General features: G+C 66.2%; 13 protein-coding genes. 3 read left to right on the forward strand and 10 right to left on the reverse strand.

The genetic code is table 11. From position 1 onward, the window contains the following. Nucleotides 1-56: 56 nt before the first annotated feature. From OG716_RS25090 to OG716_RS25115, 6 genes are read right to left on the reverse strand one after another with little or no spacing between them, the layout of a single operon-like run. The gene (locus tag OG716_RS25090) at nt 57-1259 is read right to left on the reverse strand and encodes a serine hydrolase domain-containing protein (RefSeq protein WP_405133197.1); all 1203 of its coding nucleotides are present in this window, start codon (nt 1257-1259) and stop codon (nt 57-59) included. A gap of 33 nt (nt 1260-1292) precedes the next feature. Next, a complete protein-coding gene (locus OG716_RS25095; protein WP_405133198.1) occupies nt 1293-2357 on the reverse strand; it encodes a 2Fe-2S iron-sulfur cluster-binding protein in 1065 nt (354 codons plus the stop codon). After that, entirely contained in the window at nt 2354-3292 is a 939-nt protein-coding gene (locus OG716_RS25100) for an SDR family NAD(P)-dependent oxidoreductase (protein ID WP_405133199.1), read from the reverse strand. Before OG716_RS25100 ends, OG716_RS25095 begins: the two co-directional genes overlap by 4 nt. Further along, nucleotides 3289-4860 carry a flavin-containing monooxygenase gene (locus OG716_RS25105; RefSeq protein WP_405133200.1) on the reverse strand — a complete coding sequence of 524 codons (1572 nt, stop codon included), beginning with the start codon at nt 4858-4860 and terminating at the stop codon, nt 3289-3291. Before OG716_RS25105 ends, OG716_RS25100 begins: the two co-directional genes overlap by 4 nt. A 28-nt stretch (nt 4861-4888) precedes the next feature. Then, a complete protein-coding gene (locus OG716_RS25110) occupies nt 4889-5767 on the reverse strand; it encodes a metal-dependent hydrolase (RefSeq protein ID WP_405133201.1) in 879 nt (292 codons plus the stop codon). A 29-nt stretch (nt 5768-5796) separates the two neighbouring features. After that, nucleotides 5797-6657, reverse strand: a complete 861-nt coding sequence (locus OG716_RS25115; RefSeq protein WP_355122723.1) for a metal-dependent hydrolase — start codon at nt 6655-6657, stop codon at nt 5797-5799. Nucleotides 6658-6782: 125 nt separating this feature from the next. Between OG716_RS25115 and OG716_RS25120 the strand changes: the two genes are divergently transcribed. Continuing rightward, complete coding sequence (locus tag OG716_RS25120) at nt 6783-7496, forward strand: TetR/AcrR family transcriptional regulator (RefSeq protein ID WP_355122722.1); 714 nt, start codon at nt 6783-6785, stop codon at nt 7494-7496. Here the strand turns inward: OG716_RS25120 and OG716_RS25125 are convergent. Both OG716_RS25125 and OG716_RS25130 read right to left on the reverse strand, forming a co-directional pair. After that, nucleotides 7493-8029, reverse strand: coding sequence for a TetR/AcrR family transcriptional regulator (locus OG716_RS25125; RefSeq protein WP_405133202.1), 537 nt, complete (start codon nt 8027-8029; stop codon nt 7493-7495). The two genes, OG716_RS25120 and OG716_RS25125, sit on opposite strands and share 4 nt — an antisense overlap. 66 nt (nt 8030-8095) lie before the next feature. Continuing rightward, on the reverse strand, nt 8096-8761 hold the full coding sequence (locus OG716_RS25130; protein WP_405133203.1) for a TetR/AcrR family transcriptional regulator: 666 nt from the start codon (nt 8759-8761) through the stop codon (nt 8096-8098). Between the two features lie 222 nt (nt 8762-8983). On the opposite strand from OG716_RS25130, the gene OG716_RS25135 reads away from it, so the two are divergent. Next, on the forward strand, nt 8984-10225 hold the full coding sequence (locus OG716_RS25135) for an oxygenase MpaB family protein (protein WP_405133204.1): 1242 nt from the start codon (nt 8984-8986) through the stop codon (nt 10223-10225). Between the two features lie 65 nt (nt 10226-10290). Beyond that, the gene (locus tag OG716_RS25140; RefSeq protein ID WP_405133205.1) at nt 10291-11262 is read left to right on the forward strand and encodes an NAD(P)H-dependent flavin oxidoreductase; all 972 of its coding nucleotides are present in this window, start codon (nt 10291-10293) and stop codon (nt 11260-11262) included. 78 nt (nt 11263-11340) lie between these two features. On the opposite strand, the gene OG716_RS25145 is transcribed toward OG716_RS25140, so the two are convergent. Further along, complete coding sequence (locus OG716_RS25145) at nt 11341-12102, reverse strand: alpha/beta fold hydrolase (protein WP_405139891.1); 762 nt, start codon at nt 12100-12102, stop codon at nt 11341-11343. 180 nt (nt 12103-12282) lie between these two features. Further along, on the reverse strand, nt 12283-13995 hold the full coding sequence (locus OG716_RS25150) for a GMC oxidoreductase (protein ID WP_405133206.1): 1713 nt from the start codon (nt 13993-13995) through the stop codon (nt 12283-12285). Nucleotides 13996-14148: the final 153 nt, after the last annotated feature.

Here is a 14148-nt window from a genome sequence, read left to right on the forward strand (position 1 = left end):
CAATCTCGGTGGATCCCGGCCAAAACATGCCGGGATGACGGGACGATGCGGAGGGGTCAGGCGGCTCGGGCCGTGCGGACGGGGCGGGCGGGGGTTGCGGCGGAGCGGGTGATGGTGGGGAGCAGGACTGACAGGAGGGACATGTCCAGGGGAAGCAGGGACAGGTCCAGGCGGTTGTGGACGAAGCCGACGGCGAGGCCGGAGGCGGGGTCGGCCCAGCCACCGGAGCCGCCGAGGCCGAGGTGACCGAAACCACGTGGGGCGCCGAGAGTCGGCAGGGGGTGGTAGCCGAGGTGCCAGAAGGCGCGGCGGGGGTCGGGGCTGATGCGGGTGGAGCGGTCGAGGGCGCGGGCGGTTTCGGGGGTGAGGAGTTGGACGCCCTCGAAGGCGCCGTCGCCTGCGATGACCGCGTAGACGCGGGCTATCGCGTCGGCGGTGAAGACGCCTGTGGCTGCACCGTTTTCGGTGCTCAGCAGCGGTGGGACCGGGCCGCGGAGGGCTTCTTCGCCGCCGGGGAAGTGCATGGAGCTGATGGCTTTGCCGAGGACGGGGATGCGGGCGGCGGCCGCGGTGAGCGGCTTGCCCAGCCGGGTGCCGGTGGCCGCGAGGCTCGGGCCGACCAGCTCGGCGACCGTGGTGCCGTCGGCGGGATGGCCGAGGTGCAGACCGGTCAGGCCCAGCGGATCAGCCAGTTCGGTGCGGAACAGGTCAGCCATACCCTGGCCGGTGACCGCGCGGCACAGTCCGCCGAGCAGCCAGCCGAAAGTGACTGCGTGATAGACCGGTAATCCGCGCGTCCAGTCGGGAGTCGCGGCGGCCATGCGGTGCTCCATGAGCACGTGGTCGAGCACATCGCCGGGCTGGTCCAGCACCCGGCGCAGGTCCGAGAGCCCGGCGCGGTGTGCGAGCAGGTCGCGCACGGTGATGGAGTTCTTGCCACCGTCGGCGAATTCGGGCCAGTACTCGGCGACGGGGGTGTCGTAGTCGAGCAGCCCGCGGTCGGCCAGCCGGTGCACCACCATCGAGGTGATGCCCTTGGTGGTGGAGAAGCTCAGGGCGGCGGTGTCTGCGTCCCAGGGGATTTCGCCGGCCGCATCGGCGGTCCCGGTCCAGATACCAACCACGGGTTCACCGTGCAGATAGACCGCGAGTGCCCCGCCGGTGCGCAGATAACGGGCGAACAGGCGGGAGAACGTCCGCACGGGGGCGGCGAAGCGGGAGTCGGCGGAGCCGCGAATCCCTTCGGGCAGAGTAAGCATGCGGGCAACCTCATTGTCGAGCCGGAGCGGTGGTCACTGATCGAAGGTGATGTGCAGATCGTCGGATTCGGGCAGGGTCTGGCAGGCCAGCGTCAGGCCCATGGCGAGTTCCTCGTCGATGAGGGCCTCGTTCATCAGCATGCGCGTGCGGCCCCGCGCCACGCGGCATACGCAGGTGCCGCAGGCGGATTCGCGGCATACGTAGGGCGCGTCGATGCCGTGGTCGAGAAGCACATCGAGCAGCTTCTTCCCACGCGGCCAGGGCAGCGCATGGGTATCGCCATCGATGTCGACCTGAACCGTCGGGGTATCGCCCGGCAGGCGGGCGGATACGGCGGTCGCCGCGGACGCGGCCGCGACCACGGGTATCGGCTGCTCGAACGGGTTCTCCGTCAGCGAGCGGTACTCCTCCTGGCGGATCGCGCGCTCGGGGATCCTCAATTGTGCCAGGCCCTGCCTGATCGCCAGGGCGAATCCGGCTGGGCCGCACAGGTACACCTCGTAATTGCGGTATGGCCGCGCCCACCCGGCGATCGCGCGGGCCTCCGGCAGCCCGCGCTCCGATTCCAGCCAGTGCTGCACGATGAGCCGCCGCGGATACCGCTGCACGAGCTGTTGCAGCTGCCGCGCGAAGATGATCGACTGCCGATCACGATTCGCGTACAGCACCACCACTTTCGACCGGCCGAGAGTGAGCGCCGATTTGAGAATCGACATGATCGGGGTGATTCCGCTGCCCGCCGCACACAGCAGCAGATCCCGATTCCAGCCGCGCGGCACGAAATTCCCCGCCGGCTCCAGCACGGTGAGCACGGATCCGGCGGCGATGTTGTCGCACAGCCAGTTCGAGGCGTATCCCCCGGCCGTGCGTTTGACGGTCACGGCCGGGCGGTCGTCGCAGTGCGGACTGCTGGAGAGCGAATAGCAGCGGGCCACCGAACCGGTGTGCTCGCTCGGCACACGCAGCGTCAGGAATTGCCCTGGCGAGTAGGCGAATCGGCGGCCGAGATCTTCGGGGATATCGAAGACCAGCGAGACCGCGTCGGCGGTCTCGCTGATGACTTCGCGCACCTTGATCTGGTGTGCGCGTGCGTTCATACCGTCGCGCCCTTTCTACTGTCGGCGGCAACCTCCCGGGGAGCGTCGATGCCGAACTGTTGCAGCAGCCAGGCCCCGGCCGATTCGATGCGCTCCATCGAAATCGGCTGGGTGATACGGCGATTCACACCCGGAGCGATGCGCAGCATGAAGTATCCGAGCCACGCCTCGGCGCGGACCGGCACCACGGCCAGGTCGTAGTTCACCGCGCGCACCACCGCCCGCGCCACCAGATCCGGGCTCAGCGGTGAGAACGGCAGCCGGGCCGCGATGTCCTGCACCTGCCTGGCTATCTCCTTACCGCGTTCGACCAGCACCGGATCGACGCCGACGGTGGTGGCGTGGTCGCCGATATTGGTATTGATCACGCCGGGGCAGATCGCGCTCACCCCAACGCCTTTCGGTGCGAGTTCGAGCCGCAGGCATTCGGTGAGCATCTTCACCCCGGCCTTGGACACCGAATAGGCCGACATCACCGGCGTCGGTGTGAAGGCGGCCGCCGACGCGATATTGACAATGTGCCCGCGCTTGCCCTCGTCGATCATCAGCCGTCCGAAGGCCCGGCAGCCGTAGACGACACCCAGCAGATTGACGCCGAGCTGCTTGTCCCAATCCTTCGGCTCCAGATCCAAAAACGCTCCGCTGACCAGGATTCCGGCATTATTGACCAGCACGTCCGGTACCCCGTGGTCGGCGTGCACATCCCGGGCGAAGGCGCCCCATGCCGACGAATCGGTGACGTCCAGCTGCATGGCCACGGCCCGCTGCCCGCGCGCCTGGATGAGCGCGACCGTGGCCAGCGCCGCATCCTTGTCGATATCGGAGACGACGACCTGCGCTCCCCCACGTGCGAACCGCTGGGCGACCGCGCGGCCGATGCCGCTGCCCGCACCGGTGACCACCACCAGCCGGGGATCGATATCGTTGATCTTCACAGCGCCTCCTCGGACAGCACGACACTCGCCGCGCGGACGGGTGCGCCCACGGTGTAGCGATAGACATCGAGATCGAAATGCCGGTTCTGCCAGTACATCTCGCCATGTGTGGACGGGCGGAACGGGGAATCGCCGTGATCGTCGATGTAGTAGGTGTTGGAACCCGCACAGGCCGGGGTGAACAGGAAGTTCTTCTCCTGCCGGCGCAGGCATTTCGCGAAGTACTCGTCGTGCACCTCCTGCCGGATCTCGATCTCGGTGGCGCCGCGCCGTTTCGACTCGGCAATGGCCCGGCTCAGATGTGCGGCAGTGGCCTCGATCATCCAGATGTAGGAGCCGAGCACAAATCCGTACGGACCGGTAATGGTGAAGGCATTGGGGAATCCCGGCACCGACACGCCCTGATAGGACTGGTAGCGATGCTCGTCCCAGAAGGTCTCCAGGTCGATGCCCCGCCGCCCGCGCATGGGAAACGGCGGTACCGAACCCTTTTCCCAGAGTTTGAATCCGGTCGCGCAGATGAGCACATCGATCTCGTGCTCGGTTCCGTCCACGGTGACCACACCGTTTTCGGTGATGCGCGCGATGGAATCGGTGACCAGGCTGACGTCCGTGCGATTGAACGTCTTCAGATAGTCATTGGACATGGAGGGCCGCTTGCAGCCGAGCCCGTACTTCGGCATGAGCTTCTCCCGGAGCACCGGATCGTCGACCTGCCGCCGCATCCACTGGCGGACAGGCACTTCCGCCAGCCGGCGGCTGGTATCGGTGAGCCAGGCCGGACCGGCCACCATGCCGCTCATGGCCAGTTCGGTGCCCACATTGCCGACGGCCCGCAGTGCGGACCGAATTCGCTTGCGCCCCAGTATCTGCCGGCCGAGCAGACCGACCTCCGAATCGTTCTTCGGAAACACCCAGATCGGCGTGCGCTGGAAGACGGTGAGATGTGCGGTCTCCTCCACGATCGCCGGGATCAACTGCAATGCCGTTGCCCCGGTGCCGATCACGGCGACCCGCTTACCGCGCAGGTCCACATCGTGGTCCCACATGGCGGTGTGCACGAGGGTGCCGCCGAAATCGTTGACCCCCTCGATATCCGGCATCTTCGGCCGTTCCAGTCCGCCGATGGCGAGTACCGCGTACCGGGCGGTGAGCTGCTGCCCGCCGTCGGTGGTCAAACGCCACAGGCTGCTGTCATCGTCGAAATCGGCCGCCACGATGGTGGTGTTCAACCGCAGTTTGCCGCGCAGTCCGTACTTGTCGACCATGTCCTCGGCATAGTCGCGAAGTTCGGTGCCGGGCGCGAATATTCGCGACCAGTCTCCGCGCTGCTCATAGGAGAAGCTGTAGATGAACGAGGGGATGTCCACCGCCACACCGGGATAGGTATTGGCATGCCAGGTGCCGCCCACCCGGTCCCACTTGTCCACAATGATGAAATCGTGAATGCCCTTGCGCTGCAGGGCGATACCGGTGCCGATACCGCCGAACCCCGCCCCGACCACGATGACCTCGTAGTCGGGACGAGCAGCGTCCGGCGCACCCGTGCCGAAGTCGATGCCGCTCATACTTTTTCCTCGTGTCCGTCTGCCCGGCTCAGCCGATGCGATCGACAAGTTCGCCCTGGGCGCCGAACAGTTCGGCTCGCCAGCGCTCCAGCAGTTCCGTGGTGTCGATATCGTCGGGGTGGAAGCCCGGCCGCATGTACGGGCGCATTTCCTTCAAGAGCCCCTTGACGATCGGTCCCCGGACCAGCCGAACCGATTGCCGTGCCACCTTGATCGGCCGCCAGCTGCGTGGATCACTGAGGATCGATACGGCGACGCCCAGCCCGACCACCGGAATGGTGAGTGCGTAACTGCCCGCCATCAATCCGATGCGCAGGGCCTCCGAACCACCGGTGGCGCGATACACGTCGAAGGCCACGGATTTGTGCTCGAGTTCCTCGAACGCGTGCCAGTTCAACAGGTTCCAGACCTCGGGATCGCCCGGAATCGTCTGGATGGCCTCCTCGCCGAGCACCCGCGCCGCGAGCGTCGCGGTGTAGTGCTCGGCCAGCGCGGTGAAGGCCAGGTGCGCGTGCCGCGGCACCAGATTCTCGATCCTGACCAGCGCCCGCTCCCGCAGCGCGCCGGGTTCGAAGGTGAAGATCCGCACGATGGGGAAACCCATCTCGATCAGCTGATCGTTCAATACGCGATGCTGCTGACCGTGCACCGCCTCCTGGCCGATGAAGCCGGCCACCCGCTTCTTGAGCACGGGATCGGTGATCCCACCGGAGAACTTGCGCACCGAGCGGATGAAGGATTCCTCGCCCGGCGGGAACGCGCCCGAGAGCACGGCGATGAGGTGGGTCAGCGGAATGTCGTCCCGGACGAACTGGTGCGTCATCGGTTCGGGCTGGCCGAACCGGAATCGCATGCGCCGGACCTTGGGATAGGGGGTGAGGGACTTGGTGTCCTGACCGATCGTCATTGGTCGGTCCTTTCTCGATGGAGTTGTGATTACTTCAGGTGATCGACCAGCACGCCGTCTTCGCCGAAAAGCCTTTGCTGCCACTGCTCGAGCAGTGCGCGGGTGTCGATGTCGTCGGGATGGAAACCGGGGCGCAGATACTGGGCCAGCTCCGCCATGAGCCCGCGGAAGATGGGTCCGCGGAACAGGGCGTACGCCTCCTGCGCGACGCGCACGGGCTGCCGCCGCGCCACGGGATCCCGGGCCAGCGAAATCGCCAGGGAACCGAAGGTGAAAGGCATGGTGAAGGCGAACAGGCCGGCCATGACGCCGATGCGGGTGCGCTCGGAGCCGCCGACCGCCCGGAAGACGTCGAAGGCCACCGACTTGTGCTCGAGTTCTTCCAGCGCATGCCAATTCAGCAGATGCCAGAACTCGGGTGAGGCCGGAATGTTCTGGATTTCGTCACTGGAGAGCACCCGCTGCGCGAGTACGGCGGTGTAGTGCTCGGCGGCCGCGGTCGCGGCCAGATGAACCAGGGGCGCGAATCGCTCCTCGAGCCGGAGCATGCGCTCCTTGGCCTGATCGGTGTCGATCCACTCGATGGGATAGCCCATATCCACGAGTTTGCCGTTGAGTTCGCGATGCTCCTGGCCGTGCATGGCCTCCTGGCCGATGAAGCCGGCGACACGCTTCTTCAATACCGGATCGGTGACGAGTTCGGCCACGCGGCGGACCGAGCGGATGAAGGATTCCTCGCCCGGCGGGAATCCGCCGGAGAGTCCGGCGACGAAGTGGCTGAAGACCATATCGCCGTCGACGAAGTACTTATCGTTCGAATTGTGTTGCTCGAAACGGAAACTGATCCGCCGAGCCTTCGGGTAGGTGGTTGCGGGAGGCGCACTTGTCATCTTTGACCGTCCTTGGTGCAACACTGAGTACCTAGTACTACGTGTTCGATGTCAGGCCAGTGTAGGATTGTCCCAGACAGCTACGCAAGGGGTGCGCCGTAACGGATCGAATTACAATCTGCGACATGGCCTCCCACCCGCCCGCGAACCTGAAGGGTGATGCCAGGCACGACCGCTGGCATTCGCATCGCGCTCTGGTGCGCGCCGAGCTCATCGAGGCCACCATTCGCGCCATCGATGCGCACGGGCCCGATCTGTCCATCGACGACGTTGTGAAAACCGCGGGGATACCGCGCCCCAAGCTGTACCGCTTCTTCGGCGACAAGGTCGAACTGCTGGCCGCGGTCAGCGGCCGCGTGCAGCAGCTCATCGTCGAACGCGTGACGCCGCTCTTCGATCCGGCCGCCTCGGCGCGGGAGGCCATCGGCACCGCGCTGGCCGCCTATATCGACCTGGTCTCCGAGCGCCCCAACCTCTTTCGCTTCATTGTGAGCTCCCACGTGGTCGCCGCCTACGGCGCGACCCAGCTGCTCGAGGACGGCCGCCCGCTGTCGGATTCGGTCGCCGACTTCTTCTCCGGCATCCTGCGGCTGCGCGGCGCGGACGGCGAGCACACCCAGTTCGCGGTGGACGCGCTGCTGGGCGCGATCGGACTCGGCGTCCTGCGCTGGCTCAACGAACCGGTGATCAGCGGTAAGGAACTGGCCGAACAATTGACCGCGTTCGCCTGGGGCGCACTGTCTTCCACCGCCGAATCACGCGGGCTGGTCCTCGATCCCGACGAGCCGCTGACCGCGCTGCCCGGACTCGCGGAGCTGTCGGATCAACCGCACGGCTAGCTCACGAACCGCTCCACCATGCGCCGCTCGCTCGCGGCATCGGGCAGCGGCCAGCACAGCAGTGACAGCACCACCCGCACAATCCATTGCGCCGCTTCATCATCGGGCGTGATGCCGGTCAGCATGGTCGCGATCCGGCCCAATTCCGCCGAGGAGGCGAAGACTTCATTGCTGCCGCCGGACCGGTCGGCGAACCAGCGCGCGAGGGCGGGGTCCGATCGCACGGCGGTGACCGAGGCGAGCGTGGCCTCGACAATGCGCCGCGAGCCGTCGTAGCGCGATACGGCCGCCGAGACCCGCTGCGCGACGGCGACCGCGGAGCGCGCCAGGACGGCATCGATGAGCGCGGGCTTACCCCGGAAATGCCGGTAGAGCGTGGCCCGCGAGCAACCGGCCGCCGCCGCCACATCATCCATCCCGACCTGGTCGAACCCGCGCGCCAGGAACAACTCCGCCGCGGTACCCACGATCCGCTCGCTCGCGATCGATCGGCGCACCCCGCCCGCCAGCCAATCCACCTGCCGGTCGGCCACATCAACTCCTCGGACTCGGCGACACTCCGGTCTCATCCTGAGACGCCGGGCCCGATTCGTCCAGGGTCAGTTCAGGGAGCCGTCACCGGAACCGGCCATCTCGCGGCGCACGGTGGTGGTGATCTCGGAAGAGGTCAGGATCATGGCGACCAGGAAGTCGATGAGCACGCCGCGCTCGATATCGAGGTCGCCGCGCAGCCATTCGGTGAGCAGTTCCACGCCACCGTGTGAGACAGTGCGGGCGGCGAGTTCGGCGTGAATGCCCTCGGCGGCCGATTCTCCGAGCAGTTCGCGCGCCTGATCGAGCATGATGCCGGCGACCAGACTGACGAATTCGCCTCTGCGGCGGCGTAATTCGTCGAGCGACTGGAGCTCGATGAACAGCCGGCGGCGCAGCGGATTATCGGCGACCGAGGTCACGCCGGCCTCGACCACCGCACGCAGCCGTACCCGGGTATCGGACGGCGTGGTGGCCAGCAGCGCCACCAGTTCGGCCATCACCTGCGCGAGTTGTTCGTCGAGGATTTCGAAGAGCAATTGATCGGTATCGGCATAGCTCTCGTAGAAGTAGCGGTCGTTCAGCCCCGCGCGGGCGCTCAGCGCGCGCACCTTGAGCCCGGCCAGACCCTGCTCGCCGATGACCTCCGCGGCGGCCTCGACCAGCTTGCGGCGGCGCTGCCGCTGCCGCTCCTCGGCGCTGAGTCCGGCGTACCGGCCTCGGGATGTCTCCACGTCGCTACCTCGTCATTGCCGGCCCAGTTTGGTGAAGACTATCACCACATTTCTGCCGACGGCCTTCACCGGCGCGTTTGCTACCGGGCATCCATACAAAACTGACACAGAGGGAGTGCATGAGAGATTTTCTCCTAAATCTTGTCACGAGCAAAAATCTGGTGAAGACTGTTGCCAGATATCTGGTGAGGACTTTCACCAGAACTACGAAGGAGCTGCCCGATGACGCGCACTCGACCGTCGACCATTCCGACTCGGCATCCCGACGCCCCGGCCGAGGTACCGGTGCTCGGACCGATAGCCAGAGTGATGCGAATGAAGCCGCCCGACGATGCGGAATGGGCGGCCATCGGGGAGGCCCTGACCATCGGGGATCGGCCCATGGACGAACTGGTGGAGTGGATGTATGCCGCGGGGATGGGAAAGGTGCGGCCACTGTTCGATCAAGCGCTGGAACACGGCATCGACAGCGTTCCGGATGCGCCGGAACCCTTGCGGGCCTTCTTCACCCAGGTGGAGAACCCGCCCGCGTGGGTGGACTGGAAGCGAATCGAGCTCGGGGAACGCATCTTTCAGGCCGCCGGGATCGATGGCATCTACGTGGCGCGCGACGTTCCGTTCCTCGGCGGGTTCGTGGCCTCCGGCATCAATCGCACCCTGCTGCTGACCAATACCGGTAAGAGCGGCGCGACCGGCGGCGGCCGGCGCTTCGCCGAAACCATGAAGTGGGCGCTCGACGTCATCTCGGACGGCGGAATGCGGCCCGGCGGCAAAGGTTTCCGCTCCACCCTGCATGTGCGGCTGATCCATACGTTCGTGCGCCGGCATGTCGCGAATCTGCCGGAGTGGAGCGCCGAGGATTGGGGAGTGCCGGTCAATCAGACGGATATGGCGGTCACCATGCTGGGTGCGCTCTACGCGCCCGCGCTCACCGGCATGATGATGGGCAATGTCTTCACCCCGAGGGAACTGGACGCCATCGTGCACCTCACCCGCTATGTCGGCTGGGTCATGGGCATCGAGGAACGCTACCTGCCAACAGGATTCGTGGACGCCACCAAGCAGCTCTTCCACTATCTGACCGTCCTCACCGCTCCGGACGAGACCAGTATGCAGCTGGCACGGCCCATGGCTGAAGACCCCTTGACCTGGTATTACTCGAATCTCACATCGCTGCGCCGCCGGATTGCCTGGGCCCAGCACCTCTCGATCAGCACGGCCTTTCTGGGCCGCGGCCGGATGCGCCAACTCGGACTGCCCAGCTATATGCCGCCCTGGTATCCGGTGGCCAAGTTCCCGGTCAATGTGGTCCGTTCCGGCGTGGGCATCCTCGTCCCGGGCTGGCGCAACCGGCAGGCCCGTGCCGGTCTTCGCGCCCAGCATGCCTTCATAGCGACCCTGATCGGACCCGAGGATGACGGGGCGATCGGCGGTTCCGTGAACTACATCGGCCATGCGGCCTGACGCTGCGAATCCCCGGGCGGCATAAGCTTCGCTACGTTCACGACTCACCGAAGGAACCGCGCACCATGAGCCTGCCGCCCATCTTGTCCGAACGACTACGCCTGCCGGCGGTCGCCTCACCGATGTTCCTCGTCTCCGGCCCGGAGCTGGTCATCGCGCAGTCTCGGGCCGGAGTCGTCGGCTCGTTCCCCTCGCTGAACGCGCGGCCGCAGTCGCAGTTCCGCGAATGGCTGGTGCGCATCAACGAGGAGCTCGCCAAGCACGATGCCGAGAATCCGGAGCAGCCCTCGGCGCCGTTTGCGGTGAACCTGATCGTGCACAAGAGCAATGACCGGCTCGAGGAGGATCTGGCCACGATCGTCGAATTCCAGGTGCCGATCGTCATCACCTCGCTCGGCGCACGCGCCGATGTCAATGCGGCGGTGCACTCCTACGGCGGCATCGTGCTGCACGATGTCATCAATAATGTGTTCGCGCACAAGGCCGTCGAGCGCGGCGCGGACGGGCTCATCGCGGTGGCCGCCGGTGCGGGCGGCCATGCCGGAGCCCAATCCCCCTTCGCCCTGATTCAGGAGATCCGCGCCTGGTTCGACGGTCCGCTGCTGCTCTCGGGCGCCATCGGCCACGGCCGCTCGGTGCTCGCCGCCCAGGCCGCCGGCGCGGACCTGGCCTATATCGGCTCGGCCTTCATCGCCACCGAAGAGGCCAATGCCGCAACGGATTACAAGCAGATGATCGTGGACTCCACCGCCGCCGATATCGTCTACTCCAGCCGCTTCACCGGCGTGCACGGAAACTACCTGCGCCCCAGCATCACCGCGGTCGGCCTCGACCCGGACAACCTCGGCGACCGCGACCCGTCCGCCATGAACTTCGGCACCGACGACTCGCAGACCACCGAAGCCAAGCCGTGGCGCGACATCTGGGGCTCCGGCCAGGGCATCGCCACCACCGCCGCGGTGACCACGACCGCCGGGCTGGTGGACCGCCTGGTCACCGAGTACGCCGACGCCAAGGTCCGGCTCCAGCAGCTCTGATATTCGAATCGACTGCTCGACAGTCGCTTTCAGAGATTTCGGCGCCCGGTTCGAAACCGGACGCCGAAACCTTCGGGCTCAGATCGCCGGTACGCCGGCCCAGTCCAGATAGGTGCTGAAGAACCGATCGTGGTTGGCGGCCATGTACGGGGCCATCCGCTGATGCCTGCCCGGATAGACGTGCAGCGCCTTCTCCTCGGAAGCACAGGCGTCGAACAGTGCCAGGCCGGGCTGCCGGCCGATTTCCGAGTCGTCCCATGCGATCGTGAACTCGACCGGGATGGTGAGTTGCCGGGCAGCCTCGATCAGCGCCTCATAGGCGAAGACCGGACCGAACGCCGCCGCCTTGATCCGCGGCTCGGCCAGGGTCAGCGGCAATCCGATCGCGACGCCCAATGTGGTTCCGCCGTAACCGATCGCCACGTCGGGACCGATTTCGGGCAGGGCTTGCAGAGCATCGATGGTCGCCTGCCACTCCGGCACCGCCCGCTCGGCGAGGGAGATGTTGTAGTCGGTGATGATCTGATCCATCGACTCACCGGTCCGCCTGGCCTCGTGGAGTGCATCGACCCACTCCTGGTCTCGCGCATTTCGCGGACGGTCGCCGTGCCCCGGTGCGTCGATGGCGACGACGGTGTAGCCGGAATTGGTCACCTTGTGCTTGGCACTGGCCACCAGGCCCGGCGCCCGCTTGTGCATGCCGCCGCTGTGCCCGCTCAGAAGCAGCGGCGCACCCTCGGCGGGACCGGATTCGGGGGAAAAGAGCACACCGGTGATGTCACCGAGTGTGAAGGATCGCTCCAGAACGCCATCGGAGGACGTCTGCGCGGTGAAGTGAATGCTGTTGAGGTTCATGGTATTGCCTTTCGGGATTGCCTACTGGCGCTCCCGGCTACACCAATGTCAGCCGACCGTCCGTGAACGGAAGAGGGAGCACCCCATCACTACTGCGTTCATGGGTCTCACCTCCTTGCGTGTGTCACGGACTTGGAGAGACTAGCAGTAGGGGTGGGTGTCGCGTCAACAGTTTTTCTGAGATTCGATAACGGTCAGCGAAAGTCGCAGGGCCGCAGGGGCACTGGCGGGCACGACCGGGTTTCGGGGCGGGATCGGGGCGAGACGTCGATACGCGGCGCTCGGATCGGGGCGCTGATCGGCATCACCCTTGTTCGGCCAGAGCGAGACTGCCCGTTCGGCCTGGGCGGTGATGGTGAGCGAGGGGTTCACGCCGAGATTCGCGGAAACGGTGGAGCCGTCGATGACGTGCAGCCCCGGATACCCGTAGAGCCGGTGGTAGGCATCGACCACACCGGTCTCGGGTGAATCGCCGATGGCACAGCCGCCCAGGAAGTGGCCGGTCATGGGAATGTTGAAGATACTGCTGCTGGCCGACCCGGTGGGGAAGCCGTTGATCTTGGCGGCGACGCGGCGGCCGACCTCGTGGCCGGACGGAATCCAGGTCGGATTCGGTTCGCCCTCACCCTGTTTGGTGGTCATGCGGCGGCCGAACAGGCCCTTCTTGGTGACGGTCGTGATCGAGTTGTCGACCGATTGCATGACCAGCAGGCCGATCATCTCCTCGGACCAGCGCCGCGGATTGTGCATCTTCAGCAGATCCCGGCGATTGCGCACCAGCTCGCGCAACCAGGCCCGGCCGCGCGGCGGTTCGCCGCTGACCATGGCCGTGGTCATGAGCGCGAGGACATTGCTGCCCTTGCCGTAGCGGACCGGCTCGATATGGGTATCGGGATCGGGGTGGATCGAGGACGTGATCGCCACACCCCTGGTGAAGTCGCTGCCCTTCTCGCGACTGCGGATCGACAGCAGCTCTTCGGAATTGGTGCGGGAGAGGTAGCCGAGGCGCTCGGAGACATTCGGCAGCGAACCGCCGTCGCGGAGGCGGTGCAGCAGCCGCTGGGTGCCGAGCGAGGCAGCCGCGAAAATCACCTGCTCGGCGGTGAATTCGCGGCGCTGCTTGCGAATCCAGCGGCCGGTGCGGACCGTTTCGACGGTGTAGCCGCCGCCGGACAGCGGGCGGACATCGGTGACGGTGGTCAGCGGATGTACTGCGGCACCGGCCTTTTCGGCGAGATACAGATAGTTCTTGACCAAGGTGTTCTTGGCATTGTGGCGGCAGCCGGTCATACATTCACCGCAGTGGGTGCAGGTGCGACGGGCGGGCCCGGCACCGCCGAAGAACGGATCGGGGACGTCCTCACCCGGGCGGCGCCCGGGTCCACCGAAGAAGACGCCGACGGGCGTGCGCTGATAGGTGCCGGCAATGCCCAGCTCCTCGGCGACCTCGAGCAGTACGCGGTCGGTGGGCGTGGTGGCCGGGTTGACCGTCACGCCCAGCATGCGTTTGGCCTGGTCGTAGTGCGGAGCGAGTTCGGCCTTCCAGTCGGTGATGTGCCCCCACTGGCGGTCACCGTAGAACTTCTCCGGCGGCTCGTACAGGGTGTTGGCGTACACCAGCGATCCGCCGCCCACCCCGGCGCCGCTCATGACGAAGGTGTCCTTCAACAGCGTCAGGCGCTGAATTCCGAAGCAGCCCAGGGCCGGAGCCCACAGGAACTGCCGGGCCCGCCAGGAGGTCTTGGCGAACTCGTCATCGGCGAAGCGGCGTCCTGCCTCCAGCACGCCCACCCGGTATCCCTTTTCGGTCAGCCGCAGGGCGCTCACACTCCCGCCGAAGCCCGAGCCGATGACAATGACGTCGTAGTCGAAACACATGCGGCAAACGCTACGACCTGCGGTAACACCTCCGACAACGAACGACGGCCATGAAATCGACAGTTTCGGCCATAGCCGGTCGGCACCGGAATACCCGCATCGGGAATCACAGCGATGTCAAACCTGGCTCACAGCTGTGACCGCCCTCATAGT

Source organism: Nocardia sp. NBC_01388, from assembly GCF_045040085.1.
Lineage (GTDB): Bacteria > Actinomycetota > Actinomycetes > Mycobacteriales > Mycobacteriaceae > Nocardia.